This is a genomic window from Mesorhizobium sp. M5C.F.Ca.IN.020.29.1.1, from assembly GCF_003997375.1.
Classification (GTDB): domain Bacteria; phylum Pseudomonadota; class Alphaproteobacteria; order Rhizobiales; family Rhizobiaceae; genus Mesorhizobium; species Mesorhizobium wenxiniae.
Window position 1 is genome coordinate 1 of record NZ_RZSW01000082.1, and the last position, 16,242, is coordinate 16,242.

General features: G+C 61.0%; 10 protein-coding genes and 2 pseudogenes. 9 read left to right on the forward strand and 3 right to left on the reverse strand.

What is annotated here, in order from left to right:
- A pseudogene (locus EOA85_RS40080) lies at window positions 1-110 on the reverse strand (C4-dicarboxylate ABC transporter substrate-binding protein); the annotation flags it as partial.
- Between the two features lie 116 nt (window positions 111-226).
- On the opposite strand from EOA85_RS40080, the gene EOA85_RS09595 reads away from it, so the two are divergent.
- On the forward strand, window positions 227-1,099 hold the full coding sequence (locus EOA85_RS09595) for a MurR/RpiR family transcriptional regulator (protein ID WP_164759573.1): 873 nt from the start codon (window positions 227-229) through the stop codon (window positions 1,097-1,099).
- A 12-nt stretch (window positions 1,100-1,111) separates the two neighbouring features.
- Here EOA85_RS09595 and EOA85_RS09600 read toward each other — a convergent pair.
- Window positions 1,112-2,435: pseudogene (locus EOA85_RS09600) on the reverse strand (aspartate aminotransferase family protein).
- 94 nt (window positions 2,436-2,529) lie between these two features.
- Between EOA85_RS09600 and EOA85_RS09605 the strand changes: the two are divergent.
- The 6 genes from EOA85_RS09605 to EOA85_RS09635 all read left to right on the forward strand — a co-directional run bounded on the left by EOA85_RS09605 (window position 2,530) and on the right by EOA85_RS09635 (window position 11,745).
- A complete protein-coding gene (locus EOA85_RS09605) occupies window positions 2,530-3,387 on the forward strand; it encodes a 3-keto-5-aminohexanoate cleavage protein (RefSeq protein WP_127209232.1) in 858 nt (285 codons plus the stop codon).
- Window positions 3,388-4,121: 734 nt separating this feature from the next.
- A complete protein-coding gene (locus tag EOA85_RS09615; protein WP_127209233.1) occupies window positions 4,122-6,857 on the forward strand; it encodes an AMP-binding protein in 2,736 nt (911 codons plus the stop codon).
- A 14-nt stretch (window positions 6,858-6,871) separates the two neighbouring features.
- Window positions 6,872-7,837 (forward strand): NAD(+) synthase, encoded by a 966-nt coding sequence (gene nadE, locus EOA85_RS09620; protein ID WP_127209237.1) that lies wholly within the window; start codon window positions 6,872-6,874, stop codon window positions 7,835-7,837.
- Between the two features lie 4 nt (window positions 7,838-7,841).
- Window positions 7,842-9,863 (forward strand): asparagine synthase (glutamine-hydrolyzing), encoded by a 2,022-nt coding sequence (asnB, locus tag EOA85_RS09625; RefSeq protein WP_127209234.1) that lies wholly within the window; start codon window positions 7,842-7,844, stop codon window positions 9,861-9,863.
- Window positions 9,860-11,416, forward strand: coding sequence for a class I adenylate-forming enzyme family protein (locus tag EOA85_RS09630; RefSeq protein WP_164759574.1), 1,557 nt, complete (start codon window positions 9,860-9,862; stop codon window positions 11,414-11,416). The genes asnB and EOA85_RS09630 overlap by 4 nt, the downstream gene beginning before the upstream one ends.
- A gap of 62 nt (window positions 11,417-11,478) precedes the next feature.
- Complete coding sequence (locus tag EOA85_RS09635; protein WP_029352679.1) at window positions 11,479-11,745, forward strand: acyl carrier protein; 267 nt, start codon at window positions 11,479-11,481, stop codon at window positions 11,743-11,745.
- A gap of 72 nt (window positions 11,746-11,817) precedes the next feature.
- Here EOA85_RS09635 and EOA85_RS09640 read toward each other — a convergent pair whose 3' ends face one another.
- On the reverse strand, window positions 11,818-12,510 hold the full coding sequence (locus tag EOA85_RS09640) for a class I SAM-dependent methyltransferase (protein WP_127209235.1): 693 nt from the start codon (window positions 12,508-12,510) through the stop codon (window positions 11,818-11,820).
- 432 nt (window positions 12,511-12,942) lie between these two features.
- On the opposite strand from EOA85_RS09640, the gene EOA85_RS09645 reads away from it, so the two are divergent.
- Both EOA85_RS09645 and EOA85_RS09650 read left to right on the forward strand, forming a co-directional pair.
- Window positions 12,943-14,685 carry a type I secretion system permease/ATPase gene (locus tag EOA85_RS09645; protein ID WP_164759575.1) on the forward strand — a complete coding sequence of 581 codons (1,743 nt, stop codon included), beginning with the start codon at window positions 12,943-12,945 and terminating at the stop codon, window positions 14,683-14,685.
- A gap of 188 nt (window positions 14,686-14,873) precedes the next feature.
- Window positions 14,874-16,211 (forward strand): HlyD family type I secretion periplasmic adaptor subunit, encoded by a 1,338-nt coding sequence (locus EOA85_RS09650; RefSeq protein WP_065009618.1) that lies wholly within the window; start codon window positions 14,874-14,876, stop codon window positions 16,209-16,211.
- Window positions 16,212-16,242: the final 31 nt, after the last annotated feature.

Consider the following 16,242-nt stretch of genomic DNA (forward strand, 5'->3'; position numbering starts at 1 on the left):
GTCCCGATGGTAACGAAATTCTGCTGCGCCATTGCGCTGGCCGAAAACAGCAGCGCGGCCGACAAGGCGGCGATCTGCGCTCCGTGGCGTGCAGTTCGGGCATGTTTCATCTGGTTCTCCCTTGGTACTTTGCGTGCCGTCGCGCCGTCCGGTGTTTTAGTGTCAAGGCACGTCGATGCATGCTACGATTGTTGCGCTTTATCAATCAAGGGAAATGCTTGTTACAATGTATACGCGGGAGATGGGTTTCGACGCGCTTCTGGCGCGCATATTGACCGAACTCCCCGAATTGAGCTCAGAACTGCGCAAGGCGGCGCGATTCCTGGTCGATCATCCTGACGAGGTGGCGCTGGTTTCCATGCGGGTTCTGGCCGCGCGATCAGAGGTGACGCCGACGACCTTCGTGCGATTGGCGCGGCGCCTGGGCTTCGGTGATTGGGCGGCGCTGCGCAAGCCGTTCGAGGACCGGCTGCGCTCCGGCAAGGCTCCTTTCGCAGCAAGGGCCGATGCGCTTGTCAAGCGCGGGTCGGAAGCGATTTTCGCGGAATCGCTGAGAACGACGGTTGCCAATCTGGCGGCGGCCGAAGCGGCCAATGGCAGCGAAGAAATAGCAACGGCTTGCGCGATACTGGAGAAGGCACAGCGCATACGTGTCGCCGGGTTCCGAAGCTGTCGCGCGCCCGCCCACGCGCTCGTCTACCTCTGCCGGATGTTTCGGCGCGACGTCACGCTGCTCGGCGGCGACGGCGGTGCGATGGAGGCGGAACTCGCAGCGCTTGGAAAGAGGGAAGCGGTCGTCGCGATCGGCTTTTCGCCCTATTCGCGTGAACTCGGGCCGGTGATGGAGGCTGCGCAACGACACAGCGTTCCGATTGTCGCGATCGTCGACAGCATGGCTGCTCCGATCGCGCGGCATGCCGACGTTACCTTGCGATTCTCTACCGACAGCCCGTCCTTCTTCCCGTCGGTAGCCGCAGCTATGGCTATCGTGGAAGCGCTGGCTGCAACGATGCTGGCGCGCAGCGGGCCGGCCGCCGCGGCTCGTGTCAGGGAGACGGAACTGGAGTTACAGGCGTTCGGGGCCTATCTGCCGGAATGAGGGGCGCTGGCGCTATGCCACCGCAGCGTCTATCGCGTCGCCGAGTCGTTCGACAATCGCGTCGATTGCTGCGGCGTCTACGATGAATGGCGGCGCAAGCAGCACATGATCGCCGCGCACGCCGTCGATCGTGCCTCCCGCGGGATAGACGAGCAGTCCGCGTGCCATTGCCTCGCGCTTGATCTTCGCATTGAGCTTCAGCTTCGGGTCAAAGGGCGCCTTGGTCGAGCGATCCTCGACCAGTTCCACACCTATGAAAAGGCCGCGCCCGCGAATGTCGCCGATGTGGGCATGGTTGCCGAACCGCTCGCCCAGTCGCTGCGAAAGATGTGCTCCCATCGCCCGAACATTGGCGAGCAGATCGTCGCGAGCGATCACCTCCTGGACGGCAAGAGCCGCCGCGCAGGCCATCGGGTGGCACATATAGGTGTGGCCGTGCTGGAAGAAGCCGGAGCCTTCGGCGAAAGCGTCGAAGATGCGGCGTGAAAGCAGCACCGCACCAATAGGCTGGTAGCCTCCACCGAGGCCTTTGGCTATTGTCATCAGGTCGGGCGCGACACCGTCCTGCTCGCAGGCATGCAGCGTCCCGGTGCGGCCCATGCCGCACATCACCTCGTCGAGGATGAGGAGCACACCGTAGCGGTCACAGATTTCGCGGATGCGCCTGAAATAGCCGGGAACGGCGGGCACCGCCCCTGCTGTCGCGCCGACGACAGGTTCCGCGACGAAGGCCATGACGGTGTCCTGACCGAGTTCGAGAATTTTGTCCTCGAGCGCCTGGGCGGCGCGCAGGCCGTAGGCCTCCTCACTCTCACCGGCCTCCTGGTAGCGGTAGGCATAGCATGGCTCGATGTGGTACGTGTTGATCAGCAACGGGCGGAATTGGGCACGGCGCCACTCATTACCCCCGGCAGCGAGAGCGCCGAGCGTGTTGCCCGTGATAGCTCTGTCGACGGGCAATGACGTTTCGCCGCTCGGGCTTGCCAGTCTCGACGAAAAACTGCCGTGCCATCTTGAGCGCCGCCTCCACCGCTTCGGAGCCGCCGGACACGAAATAGGCGTGGCTAATACCTTGTGGCGCCCCGGAGACGAGCTTGTCGGCCAATGTCTCGGCCCGCTCGTTGGTGAAAAAGCTGGTGTGGGCATAGGCGAGCTTATCGGCCTGTGCGTGGAGCGCGGCCGTCACGTCGGGATGGCTGTGGCCGAGGCAGGACACCGCCGCGCCGCCTGACGCGTCGATATAGGCGCGGCCATCGCGGTCGAAGAGTTCGATACCCTTGCCGCCTATCGCGACGGGCAGGGTCGCATGGATCTGGCGATGCAGGATGTGTGTCATGCTTTCCTCGATTGACGATGGCGCGGTTTGGAGCGACCCTATCATGCAACATATGTTACATAGTGCGCAATACTGAAACAATTGGACTGCACCTATGACCGTCGACAGGGACGTGACCGGCCCCGGACTTATCGCGCCGACGGCAATCGCCGTTGCGCCGAATGGTGGACGGCGTGGCAAGGAAGACCACCCTGCCCTGCCGATCGGCCCCCAGGAACTGGCCCGGACCGCCGCCGCCTGCCTCGAGGCGGGCGCCGCTATGATCCATGCGCATGTCCGCGATCGCGACGGCGGCCATTTGCTCGACGCGCACGCTTATCGCGAGACGACGAAAGCGATACGCGATGCGGTGGGCGAGCGGCTGATCATCCAGATCACCAGCGAAGCGGTCGGCCGATACCAGCCGGCCGAGCAGATGGCGGTGGTGCGCGCTACCCGCCCTGAGGCGGTTTCGCTGGCGCTGCGCGAACTGGTGCCAGACGCTGCCCATGAGACCGCTTTCGCGGAGTTCCTGTGGTGGCTGAAGAGCGAGCGGATCGCCCCTCAGATGATCCTCTACGCGCCCGAAGAGGCTTCGGCCCTAGCCGCCATGCAGCAGCGCGGGCTGGTGCCTTTCGACGACATCCCGGTGCTCTATGTGCTCGGCCGCTACACGCCGGGACAGGTTTCGCGACCGGCCGACCTGCTTCCCTTCCTTGCGCATGACCGTCCGCGCTTCGCGCACTGGATGGTCTGCGCCTTCGGTCGGGAAGAAACCGCTTGCGTTACGGCCGGTGCGCTGCTGGGCGGTCATGCCCGCGTCGGCTTCGAGAACAATTTTACTTTGGCCGACGGTACAACCGCCAAGGACAATGCCGCGCTCGTAACGGCGACCAAAGGCGCGCTGACTGCTTGCGGCGTCAGGACCGCCCAGGCCGACGACCTGCGCGCCGCTTGGTCGATCCAGCGTTAACCCTCGCCCGACGCCTTGAACGGCCCCCTGGGTCGTCACATTTGTCAAAAATCGCTTTGCTACGCTGCAACGGAACTCTTTGGCTGACGTTAAGGTTGCAATGGGCGCTGGGGAGGCCTTTGTGCAGACATACCTCGTCGAACAAATGGAGGGCGATGACGTGGTCGCGGTGCGTATCATCAACGCGCCGAGCCCTTTCAAAGCCGCCGCCATGTCGACAGATCGACATGTTACCCTCCGAACGTGGGAAAAGGATTGGATCCGAGTAACCGACGAGAACCGGGGACATATCTTTGCATACTGCTTTGTCTCCGACGGAGACTCCGACACCATCGGGCGTGGCCCGACAAAAGCACCAGGTAAACCAAGAAAAGCCCAAAAAACTGATCAGAGAGCCGGGTAAGCTCAAACCCTGGATCTTTGCTCCTAGCTGTATCGCGCTAATTTCCTGACGACTTCGCGACCACTGACAGCGGGGCGCCTACTGCCACGCCGATTATCGCCCAAGACCGCGACAGCACGAATAAAGCCAATGGCGGCGGCGCTGGCCGGTTGGCAGGCGCGATCGCCTGTGCGCCGTGAGCCTCCTGTCGACGCGAAGCGTCCGCAGCACGAGATGACGCCAAAGTGAGCAACCGCGGCCGTTTGGTGAAGATCGCCGCATCATCAGAATGATCGATGAAAAGATTTCGGCCGGGGGCGATAAGTGACCTTAATCTTAGCGTGAGCCACTCATGTCTCCGGCATATTTGGGATCAGAAAAGGCACGTCTGGATCTAGGGGCGGATTGTCAGCCAGCGGCCTCCCGCAGGTGGTCAAACGTGCCGGATTACGCACTTGATCAGGGCGGTCCTGTACTGCGCCCTCATCAACGCATGGGCGTCGATTTTGCGAACGTTACCGTCTTCGATCACCTGAGAGACGTCACCAAGCAATATCCCAACAAACTCGCGATCAGCGACGGCACCACTCGTCTGACGTATTCCCAGCTTTTCCAGGCCGTCGAGATGTTGTCCCACCGTATTGCGGCCGTCGTTCCCAACGGGCAGGCGATCGGAATCCTTCAGGCCAACTCTGCCTGGTACCCGGTGGCTATCTTGGCGAGCATGGCGGTTGGGCGGCCTTCCGTGCCACTCAACACGAGAGATCCCTACTCGCGAACCAATGAGATCGTTGTTGCGGCGCGGCTCTCGGCGGTCATAGGCGACGGCAACGTTCGCCCTGTCGGTTTGGCTCAGGATGTCCACTGGATTGATGCGACTACCAGCATCACTCCGCAAGTGCAGCCGATACCCCAGTCCTGTTCCGTCTCGGTCGACGCGCCCGCGATAGTACTCTACACCTCAGGCAGCACTGGCCATCCCAAAGGCGTCGTCAACAGCCAGCGCAGTCTGCTGTGGCGGGTTCAGCAATATGTCGACGCATGCCACATCAATTCGGATGATGTTTTCCTGCCCTTGACCGCGCCCGCCACGATCGCCGGTTGCCGGGAGGTTCTCGCTGCCGTTCTGACCGGCGCCACCTTGCATCTCGCCGAGCTCGAAGCCATCGGCCTGCGGGCGGTCCAACGCCTGGTAGAATCCGAAGGCGTGACGGTGACCTATCTTGTTCCGGCCTTGCTCCGCGCACTCATGGCGGACAAATCTGCTGACACCTTCCGCTCGCTCCGAGTGGCCAGGATCGGAGGAGAGACGGTGTCATGGACCGATATCGCCCTGCTGCGCAAGGTCGTTTCGAGCACTTGCCTCATCCAGATCGGTTACTCGTCAACCGAGACCACAGGGTCGCAATGGTTCTTACCGCAGGACTGGCCGGAGGAAGGCGCCTCGGTTCCGGTTGGCTGGCTGCTTCCAGGAATCGCGTTCGCGATTGTCGACGAAAGTGGCCGCCGCGTTCAGCCGGGCAAGAGCGGAGAGCTCCTGATAAGAAGCCCGTATGTCCTGCTTGGCCATTGGGAGAACGGCGCCGTCGTGCCGGCGGAGTCGGATCCGGATGACCCGGATCTTCGGATCTTCGCGACGGGTGACCTCGTCCAACTTGACAGTCATGGCCTGCTGCGGATCGTCGGACGTAAGGGGCGCCAGATAAAGATCAATGGTCGGCGTATCGAGCCGGCCGAACTCGAACGGGTGTTGCGTAACGCGCCTGACGTGGAGGATGCCGTTGCAATCGTGACGGCGGCAAATGAGCTTGTTGCATTCGCCATTCCCCAGCCATGGGCGGGCCCAGCCTTTTCGGACGAGCTTCGCCAGCTTGTCAGAACGAAGCTGTCGCCGCCGCTGTGTCCCTTGCGGCTCCACACGATCGCCGGGATTCCGCGTCTGCCGGGCGGCAAGGTCGACATGACTACGCTTGCGGAGATCGATCTTTCAGCCAGGAAGATCGCCCCGGCCGCGCAGCCGTCCAATACGAGCGAACTGACCGTCCACCGGATAGTGCAGCATGCCTGGAACAATATCCTCAATACACGTGTCGCCGCAGGCCGCTGGGATGACGCAGGCGGAGATTCGCTGAAGCTGCTGCAATGCGTCATGGAAATCGAAAGCGCCATCGGGCAGGAACTCAGTCTCGAGGGCTTCACGGTCGGTATGAGCGCGGACGAAATGGTCAAGGCGGTCGTGTCGGCACAAGCAGGCGACCAGCGCGCGCGCGCGCAGGCGCAGGACGCGCCAATTCTTTTCCTGTTCCCGGGCTCGGTCGGCTATGGCCCGAGCCTCGCTGCCTTTGCAGCCGCGATGGGCAAGGTCGCCCGAGTAGCCCCCATCAGGTACCCCGCCCTGGCTATGATATTGCGCGGCCAAAACACCGTCGCCAACATGGCCGACGCCGCCGTCGAGCAGATCCGCCGCGCCCAGCCTGCGGGTCACGTACGACTTCTCGGCCATTCACTCGGTGGCGCCGTCGCGTTCGAAGTCGCGGCGCGGCTGCTGGCCGCGGGGCGAACTGTGAAGTTCCTGGGAATCCTCGACACGAGTCTCCTCGGCGAGCGGAGCACCTATTGGGGGATGATTGTCCGCACATATCAGCGAATCCGGACCAACCGGGTGACCGCTGACCGGATGGTCTGCCGCTTCCTTGCAAAAGTCGCTGTCAAAACGGGCTTCGAGGCGCAGCTCGCCCGCATCCTCGATCGCTATGCCCAGGACGAGTTCAACGCGACGAGCTTCAGAACCAAACTGGAACTGCAGGGGCAGTTGCGGGGGCGAGCTTTCTACCAGTGGTTGGCGATACCCAGACCGACCCTGCCGATCACTGCAATCCTCTTCCGCTGCGCTCGGCCCAATATGCCTCTGGCCATAGGGTGGGATGGCGCTTTCGCGCATCTGGATGTGATTCCGGTCGTTGGCAGTCACTTCGATATGGTCACAGAGCCCTATCTCGCGACCAACCGCCCACTCATCGAGAATGCGTTGAAGCAAACCTATTCTGCGGCTGAGCTTCGCAAACGGGAGTACAGACCATCGACTTGATCTCACAATTCAGCATGGCCACGCTGGTGCTCGATGCTCGCGCGGAGGTCGATCGCATCGTTCAGATCCTGCGCGAGCAGGTTTTTGGCACGCTGCGGCGTCGTGGCGTGGTTGTCGGCCTCTCCGGGGGTATCGACAGTTCCGTTGTCGCATCCTTGTGCGCACGCGCGTTCGGGAAAGACAAGGTCTTGGGCATATTCATGCCGGAGCGCCATTCCTCCGGCGATTCGCTAAGGCTTGGCCGCAGCGTCGCAGCCCAGCTTGGCATCGATACGATCCTGGAAGACCTAGCACCAGCACTTGAGGCCGTCGGCGCCTATCGCCGACAGATCGAAGCGATCCAGACGGTCGTTCCCCAGTATGGCGACGGCTGGAAATGCAAGCTCGTGCTCGCGTCGGTTCTCGAGAGCAACGGTCTCAACATCACGCGCCTCACGGTTCAGGATCCCGAGGGCAAGACCGATACGGTGCGTCTGTCGCCGGCAGCCTATCTGCAGATCGTTGCTGCAACCAACTACAAGCAGCGCCTGCGCAAGATGACCGAGTACTACCATGCGGACCGCCTCAACTATGCCGTTGCAGGTACGCCAAACCGCCTGGAGCATGACCAAGGCTTTTTCGTCAAGCAGGGCGACGGAATTGCCGATCTGATGCCAATCGTCCACCTCTACAAGACCCAGGTCTACCAGCTGGCTGAATACCTTGGGGTGGATGAAGAGGTCCGGCGGCGGCCGCCGACCACGGACACTTTCTCCATGGCCCAGAGTCAGGAGGAATTCTATTTCGCGCTGCCTTACCATCTGATGGATCTGTGCCTCTACGGCTTGAACCACGGAATTTCTGTCGACGAGGTCGCGGCAGCTGCCGGCCTCACCGCGGCCCAGGTTCAGAAAGTCTTCAAGGACATCGACAGCAAACGGCGTGCAGCACGCTATCTTCACGCACGGCCTTTGCCGACCACTGCCATGGGCGAGGGCTGACCGGATGTGCGGCATCGCCGGAATCATCTCACTAGGCGCCTACGCGGCGCCTCCTTCGCGGGAGGCACTGATGCGCATGGTGGGCGCACTCGCGCATCGCGGTCCTGACGAGCGCGGCCTCTACCGCGACAAACGCGCGGGATTGGCGCATGCCCGCCTTTCCGTCGTCGATCTCTCCAACGGCCAGCAGCCACTCGCGGATGCGGGCGACACGACTTGGATCGTCTTCAACGGCGAGATATTCAACTACCTCGATCTGCGTGCAAAATTGATCGCCCTCGGCCACCGCTTCCGCACCCATAGCGACACAGAGGTCATCGTCGAGGCCTATCGCGCGTGGGGCGAGGCTGCCTTCGAGCGGATGAATGGGCAATGGGCGGTCGCAATCTGGGACTCGGTGGCGGGTCGTCTCGTGTTATCGCGCGATCGGTTTGGCATCTGCCCCTTGCATCTCTGCGAGCATGGTGGGCGCCTTTACTTTGCTAGCGAAGTGAAAGCCATTTTCGCGGCCGACATGAATATACCCCGTGCCTTCGATCCAGCCGGCATCGATCAGACTTTCACGCTCTGGACAGTCGTCCCGCCGCAAGGCGTATTTCAGGGGATCAGCGAACTCACCCCGGGGCACGTCCGCATTTACGAAAGTGGCACCGTTCGCGAGCGGGCCTTCTGGAAGCCTTGCTATCCCGAAATTTCCGATCCCCGCTGTGGAGAATTCACCGGCTCGCTCGACGACGCGGTGGACGACGTGCGCGGCGCCCTGGAGGCTGCGACGGCGCTCAGGATCGTGCAGGCCGACGTGCCAGTCGGCTGCTATCTGTCGGGCGGGCTTGACAGCTCGCTAGTCGCCGCGCTGGGAAGGCGCTACGCGGGCGAGCGGTTCCAGACCTTCTCCTTGCGTTTCGCCGACGCCGAGTATGACGAGACCCGTTTCCAGCGCCTGGTCGCCGGCGCGACCGGGAGCGAGCACCATGAGGTGGTGGTTTCGCGCAGCGACATCGCCGAGATCTTTCCCGAGGTGATCTACCACACAGAGCGTCCAATCCTGAGGACAGCGCCTGCGCCGCTGTTCCTGCTCTCTAGGCTGGTGCGAAAACACGGCATCAAGGTCGTGCTGACCGGCGAAGGAGCTGACGAAATGTTCGCTGGCTATGACCTGTTCCGCGAAGGCAAAGTTCGCCGCTTTTGGGGACGCCAGCCCGCATCGACAGGACGCTCACGGCTGCTGGAGCGCCTGTATCCCTATCTCAGCCGCTCGCCGGTACATCAGCAAGCAATGGCGCGCCAGTTCTTCGGGCGCGATATCCAGGCCTATGACACGCCCGGCTTTGCGCATGACACACGCTGGCGCACCACCAGCGCCATCAAGCGATTGTTCTCCGCCGACATGCGCGCCGAAACCGAGCGCCGCAATGCCGTGCCCGAGCTGATCGCCCGCCTGCCCGCTGAGTTTTCGCGATGGGGCTCGCTCGCGCAGGACCAGTATATCGAGATCCAGACGCTGATGTCGGGATACCTGCTTTCTTCACAAGGGGACAGGATGCTCATGGCCCACTCCGTCGAGGGGCGCTTCCCGTTCCTGGACGATGAACTCGTGACGCTCGCGAATTCGCTTCCGGCTGCCTACAAGCTGCGCGTACTCGACGAAAAGCACGTGTTGAAGCGGGTAGCGGAACCGATCGTGCCGTCGGAAATCGTGGCCCGCAAGAAGCAGCCGTACCGAGCGCCCAACGCGCTCTGCTTCGTTGCCGACGATGCTCCGGCCTATGTCCGCGAAGCGCTTTCGGAGCCGGCGCTGCGCGAGGCAAACGTTTTCGATCCGAAGTCGGTCACTCGCCTGCTGGACAAGTGTCGAGCCAGGGCGAGCGACGGCGATCTGTCCAACTCCGACAACATGGCGCTGGTCGGCGTGCTGTCGACCCAGCTTCTTCACCAACAGTTTGTCGCAAGCCGCCCCGGTGGGGTCCGCCTGGGCGAGCTCAGCGTCGACGTTGAGTGCGAGCATCGCGAAGAGGTGCTGGCATGATGCATGGCGCCGTACCACTGCTGCATGACTACCTCACCCACGCCGCCAGCCGGGTCCATGAGAAGGTGGCGCTGGTGTGCGGAGGGCAACGTGTCACCTATGGCGAGCTCGAAGCGCGCTCGAACGCCATCGCGCAACATCTGGCCGCGTCTGGGGTTGCACGCGGAGATCGCGTGATGATCTTCGCCGACAACACTGTCGAGACGGTCGTCGGCTTCTGGGCCGTGCTCAAGGCGAACGCCGTGGTGTGCATCGTCAATCCGCTCACCAAGAGCGACAAGCTTGATTACCTGCTCAACGATTGCCGACCGACGGCACTGATCACGGACAGGCACCTGCACTCGATCTTCAGCGGGCCGGCACGCAACTGCCCGTCATTGCGCCGGGTGATCGTCTCCGGGCCGATCATCGAGGCCGAGCTGACAGGATTGCCGCACGCCGTGCGCTGGGACAGCGTGGTCGCCGCCGATGGTAGCGTACCGCCGGCGCGCCGGTGCATCGATATCGATCTCGCTGCCATCATCTACACATCTGGATCGACAGGCGAACCCAAGGGCGTGATGCTGACGCACAGGAACATGACTGCCGCGTGCACGTCGATCGCTTCATACCTGAAGCTGTGCGAAGACGAGGTGATCCTCAACGTTTTGCCTCTCGCCTTCGATTACGGCCTGTACCAGATGATCATGGCGTTTCGCACTGGCGCTCGGCTGGTGCTTGAACGCTCGTTCGCTTTCCCGGCGCAGATCCTCGGGTTGATCAAGGAGGAGAGGGTGACAGGTTTTCCCGGCGTGCCGACCATCTTCGCCGCACTCTCGGATCTCAAGTCGCTGAAACACCATGATTTTTCGAGCATTCGCTACGTCACGAACACTGCGGCTGCCCTGCCGCTCAAGCACATTCTCATGCTGCAGGACCTGTTTCCGGACGCGCGCATCTATTCAATGTATGGCCTCACCGAATGCAAGCGCTGTACCTATCTGCCGCCGGAAGACCTTGAGCGAAAGCCATTGAGCGTCGGCGTCGCCATCCCGAACACGGAAATGTGGATTGTCGACGAACATGACAAGCCGGTCGGTCCTGATGTCGTTGGCCAACTCGTCATCCGCGGGGCGACGGTGATGAAGGGCTATTGGGGTAAGCCGGAAGCCACGGCCAGAAAACTCAAACCCGGCCCGTTGCCGGGCGAGCAGGTCTTGTACACCGGCGACTACTGCCGGATGGACGCGGAAGGCTACCTCTACTTCATCGGTCGCGGCGATGAGATCATAAAATCGCGAGGAGAGAAGATAGCGCCGAAGGAGGTGGAAAACGCGCTGCTGGATGTTCCGGGTGTGCGAGAAGCCGCGGTCATCGGCGTTCCGGACGAGTTGCTCGGACAAGCTGTGAAAGCCTTCGTCGTGATCGAGCAAGGAAGAATCGTCGGCGAAAGGCAGTTGCAGAAAGAATGCCAGAGACGATTGGAAAATTTCATGGTTCCGAAGTCCATCGTGATCGTACCCAGCCTACCGATGACAGACACAGGCAAACTCAAAAAAACGGCCCTGTCATGAGGCGGTTTCTGGATGAAATTGATCAGCATTCATCTTTAGTATCAGTATCGGAGGAGGATTCAATGTTGTCTACCAAGGATAGAGCCGAGACCTGCAAGGACCAGATTCGCGCTTTCCTGGCGTCGAATTTCTATATAGCCGACGCGGATGCTCTGGAGAGCAATACGTCCCTTCTCGACCAAGGCATCGTCGACTCGACAGGGGTACTCGAGGTTATCGGCTTTATCGAGGAGACCTTCGGCATCACCGTGGAAGACAGCGAACTCCTGCCGGAGAACCTCGATTCTATCCAAGGAATTGCGCAATATGTTCTCCGCAAGCAAAACTGATTGCCGACATCTGCCCAGCGTTGTTTTACGCCGCCGACAGCGCCACCGAGCCTGCCGCAGTCGCGGCACGACTCACGCTTGCGACGTGGTATGTCCCACAACCACCCTGCCCTCGCCGGCTTCGTTCGTGACCGTGCGGATGTTCTCGTAAGCCTTGGAACGCTCCAGCAGACTGATGACCTGCCGGTCCTGGCCGAGGCCGACCTCGAAGAGCAGGACGCCTCCGCGCCGCAAGTAACGCGGCGCGTCCTTGATCACCCGCATATGGATGCTCAGGCCGTAGGGGCCGGCCGCAAACGCTTCACGCGGCTCAAGCTCCGTCAGATGCGCGCGGTCACCCTCAAGCCGCTTTTCCGAAATGTAGGGCGGATTGCAGACGATCACGTCCATCGTACCATCAAGCTCCAAGCCCGAGAAAGCACTGAACAAGTCGCCCTGAAGCACGGACACGCGATCCGCCATGCCGTGATGGGCGACGTTGCGGCGCGCGACTTCGACGCATCCATCGGTAAGATCGCTCGCCCAGACACGCGCGGTGGGAGCGAAGTGCGCGATGGCGCACGCCAGATTGCCGGCCCCGCAGCACATATCGACGACGTGTGGCGCCGGCAGGTTCATTTGACTCAGAACATCAAGAGCGGTCGTGCCAAGCAACTCCGTCTCCGGCCGGGGAACGAGCGCACCGGGCGCGATGAGCAACTCCAGCCCCATGAAGTTGGTGCGGCCTTTGCTGTAGGCTTCGGCGACACTGATCTCTTCGCTCATGACAGACCCGCCTTCCTGACATTGCCGATGCCGTTGTCCGACAATTCCGCCCCAATTAAGTGTATCCCAAATTCATTAAATTCTCGATGGGCAAATCGAAAAACACTCGCCGCCTTAAGGTTTGAAGACATGATGCAACAAAAGGTGATCATGAGCACTCTCATCTGTCGCATGATTGGGAATATTGTCTCATCATTGGAAATATCCGGGCTCCCAGCCCGGTTATCCCCAGCCTTGCAAAGCCAATTCCCGAATTCTCGGTCCTGCGTCACGATTTTGCTACATTTTAATCAAAAGGCACATATGTAAGCAAAGCGTAATGTTTCAGTAGCTAACGGAAAGCAGCCGCTTCCCGCAAGGCAAGAGGGTTTACCCATCATTCGACATGACCAACACGTTCGCGCGGCAATTTCGCACGAAAGATCGCAGATCATGAAGTCAACGCAAGGGCGCTCGCCCGATCTACGCTCCGCTATGTTCGGTTCAATGCATGGACTGGTTGGCGTCGGCGTTTTCTCGGCAGTGATAAACGTTCTCGCCCTGACCGGCTCCGTCTATATGCTCCAGATCTACGATCGCGTGCTGCCTTCCCAGAGCATTCCGACTCTCATCGGATTTACGATCGGGATGCTTGGCCTCTACGCTGTCTATGGCCTCCTCGATTTCGTCAGGCTTCGCCTGTTGGTCCGCATCGGCAGCCGCCTGCACAGAGATCTGCAGCAAAAGGCGTTCGCTGCCTCGCTTTCCCTGCCGCTTACTGCTGGGCAGGATGCGAACCGGGTGCAGCCGCTTCGCGATCTGGACCAGTTGCGCGGATTTCTTTCCGGACTGGGACCGACGGTCGTCTTCGACGCTCCTTGGATTCCGTTTTATATGGTGGTCATCTATCTGCTGCACCCTTCGCTTGGTGTGTTGGCAACCGTCGGCGCGGCTGCTGTCGTACTTTTGACGGTAGTCGCGGAAGTCGTTGCCCGCAAACCCGCCGCGCGTGCTTCCGAGACGCTCGTGGCACAGCGGCTTCTTGCCGATTCCGGCCGCCGCAATGCGGAGGTCGTCCAGGCGATGGGCCTTTCCGCTCAACTCGGTCGGCGCTGGAATGAGATCAGCCATCTTTACCTCAAGAACCAGGAACAGCTCTCCGACGTCGTCGGCGCAGCGAGTTCATTGTCGAAGACACTTCGAATGGCCCTGCAGTCCTCGGTACTGGGGCTTGGTGCCTACCTTGTGATCGGCGGCGAGGCTTCGCCCGGCGTGATCATCGCATCGTCCATATTGCTGGGCCGCTCATTGGCGCCGGTCGATGTGGCAATCGCAAACTGGAGAGGATTTCTGGCCACCCGGCGAAGCTATACCGATCTGGCGGCAGCGTTGGATGCTTTCGGTAGCCAGAAAGACCCTATGGAGCTGCCGCGCCCACAGACACAGCTTGCGGTCGAGGAACTGACGGTCGCACCACCAAGTCTGCAGAGACCAACGCTCGTCAATGTAAGCTTTCGCCTGTCGAGGGGCGCGGGGTTGGCGATCGTCGGCCCGAGCGGCTCTGGCAAAACGACGCTCGTGCGTGCTTTGGTCGGGGCATGGAAGCCGCTTCGTGGAACGGTAAGGTTGGACGGCGCCTCGCTCGATCAGTGGAATTCGGAACTGCTCGGAACCCATATTGGCTACCTGCCGCAGGACGTTGAACTGTTCGACGGAACGATCGCAGACAACATTTCAAGGTTCGGCGGCAAGAGTGACGCAAAGGGCGTGCTGGCAGCCGCCAAGGCTGCGGGCGTGGACAAGATGATCATGCGCCTGCCGGAAGGTTTCCAAACGCGCATCGGTGAAGGCGGAGCGGCCCTGTCGGCTGGGCAGAGGCAACTCGTCGGGCTCGCCAGGGCGCTTTATGGCGATCCATTCCTTGTCGTTCTCGACGAACCAAATTCCAATCTGGATGCAGATGGTGATGTTGCCCTGGCTGGGGCAATCCTGGCCGTGCGCGAGCGTGGCGGCATCGCGATTGTTGTTGCGCATCGTCCGTCAGCTCTCGTCAACATCGATCAGGTGCTCGTCTTGTCGAATGGCATGCTCCATTCATTTGGCTCGCGCGAAGACGTTCTGGCAAATGTGGTCCGGCCCTTCCCGCGGCAAAATAGTGTCGTCCCGCTGCAACAAGGTGCAAGCGGCCATGCGTGAGGTCTTGCTCCGTGTCTGATGTGTCCCTGTCATCATATGCTCCGGTTGCTGGCGATAGCCAACCGATTGGAGCGAAGCCAGTGCCGGATGGCCTCCGGACCAATCTGCTCTTGGGGCTGGCAGCATATTATCATTCCGCTGCAGAAAGGTGCAGGCGGGCCTATGTGAGGTATTGTTCTAGCGTGACCGTGTCGTCATATGCCGCGGTCGCTGGCGAAAGCCAATCGTTCGAGACGAAGCCAGAGCCGGATGGCATCCGGGCCAATCTGCTCTTGGGCTTGGCAATCACCTTCCTGTTGATCTTCGGCGGAGGACTCTGGCTGGGCTTGACCAAGATTGCCGGCGCGGTGATTGCCCCTGCCACTGTGGTGGTCGAAAGCAACATAAAGAAAGTCCAGCATCAAACCGGCGGCACTGTCGGCGGCATCTTCGCCAAGGACGGGGATCATGTGCAGGCCGGCGACGTATTGGTCAGGCTGGACAACACATTGACCCGAGCAAACCTGCAGATAATCAGCGAGGATCTCAATCGCGCCACCATTCGTCTGGCCCGGCTGGAAGCCGAGCGACAGGGTCTGCCGGAAATGCAGATTCCGCCCAGCCTTCGGGTCAAGATGGGCGACCCGCAACTGGCGACGCTTATCAGTGGCGAGCGGGCCGTGTTCGAAAGCCGTGCTGCGGCGCTGGCGGGCCAGAAGGCACAATTGCAAAGCCGCTCGAAGCAATTGGAACGTCAGATCGATGGCCTCAAAGCGCAGCAGGCGGCCATGGACGAGTCGCTGAATCTGCTGACGCTGAACCTTGCTGATGTCGAGTCTCTCTACTCCAAGAAGTTGGTCTCTAAAGAAAGGCTGAGCACCATCAGCTTGGAGAAGAGCCGGACTCGCGGCGAGTCAGGACGTCTTGTCGCGGCAATCGCCGAGGTCCAAGCCCGCATCAGTGAGACTGACCTGCAGGTGCTTCAGCTCGACGAGCAAATGCGGAGCGAGGTAACGAGCGAACTTCGCGAAACGGAAGCCAAGCAGACCGAACTCAATGAGCGCAAGGTAGTGGCGGAAGACGAACTCGCCAGGACAGATATCCGCGCCCCACAGTCGGGAACGGTACAAGAATCCGCGGTCCACACCATTGGAGGCGTGATTGCTCCCGGAGAAGTGCTCATGATGATTGTGCCCGATGCCGACAACCTGGTTGTCGATGCGCTCGTTTCTCCAGAGCGTATCGATGACGTGCGTCCAGGACAGCGGGTTTCAATCCGCTTTCCGGCTTTCGACGTAGGGACGACACCTGTTTGCCAAGGCTCGGTCAACCGCATCTCTGCAGATCTGATTAAGGATCAGCAACGTCAGCTTTCATATTTTTCGGCGCGCATCAATGTCGAAAATTCCACGACCTGTCTGACGGGAGCGAAAATACTCAAACCCGGCATGCCCGCCGAAGTTCACATACGCACTGACGAGCGCAATGTATGGTCCTATTTGCTGAAACCCTTTACCGACCAGGTTTCCAGAGCTTTCAGACAGTAACGCAATCGGCAATCGCGACAGAACAAGGTAC

Excerpts from the sequence above, each read along its gene's own strand:
- EOA85_RS09595 (WP_164759573.1), top strand. The coding sequence starts at position 227 with ATGTATACGCGGGAGATGGGTTTCGACGCGCTTCTGGCGCGCATATTG.
- EOA85_RS09605 (WP_127209232.1), top strand. The coding sequence starts at position 2,530 with ATGACCGTCGACAGGGACGTGACCGGCCCCGGACTTATCGCGCCGACG.
- EOA85_RS09615 (WP_127209233.1), top strand. The coding sequence starts at position 4,122 with ATGTCTCCGGCATATTTGGGATCAGAAAAGGCACGTCTGGATCTAGGG.
- nadE (WP_127209237.1), top strand. The coding sequence starts at position 6,872 with ATGGCCACGCTGGTGCTCGATGCTCGCGCGGAGGTCGATCGCATCGTT.
- asnB (WP_127209234.1), top strand. The coding sequence starts at position 7,842 with ATGTGCGGCATCGCCGGAATCATCTCACTAGGCGCCTACGCGGCGCCT.
- EOA85_RS09630 (WP_164759574.1), top strand. The coding sequence starts at position 9,860 with ATGATGCATGGCGCCGTACCACTGCTGCATGACTACCTCACCCACGCC.
- EOA85_RS09635 (WP_029352679.1), top strand. The coding sequence starts at position 11,479 with ATGTTGTCTACCAAGGATAGAGCCGAGACCTGCAAGGACCAGATTCGC.
- EOA85_RS09640 (WP_127209235.1), bottom strand. The coding sequence starts at position 12,510 with ATGAGCGAAGAGATCAGTGTCGCCGAAGCCTACAGCAAAGGCCGCACC.
- EOA85_RS09645 (WP_164759575.1), top strand. The coding sequence starts at position 12,943 with ATGAAGTCAACGCAAGGGCGCTCGCCCGATCTACGCTCCGCTATGTTC.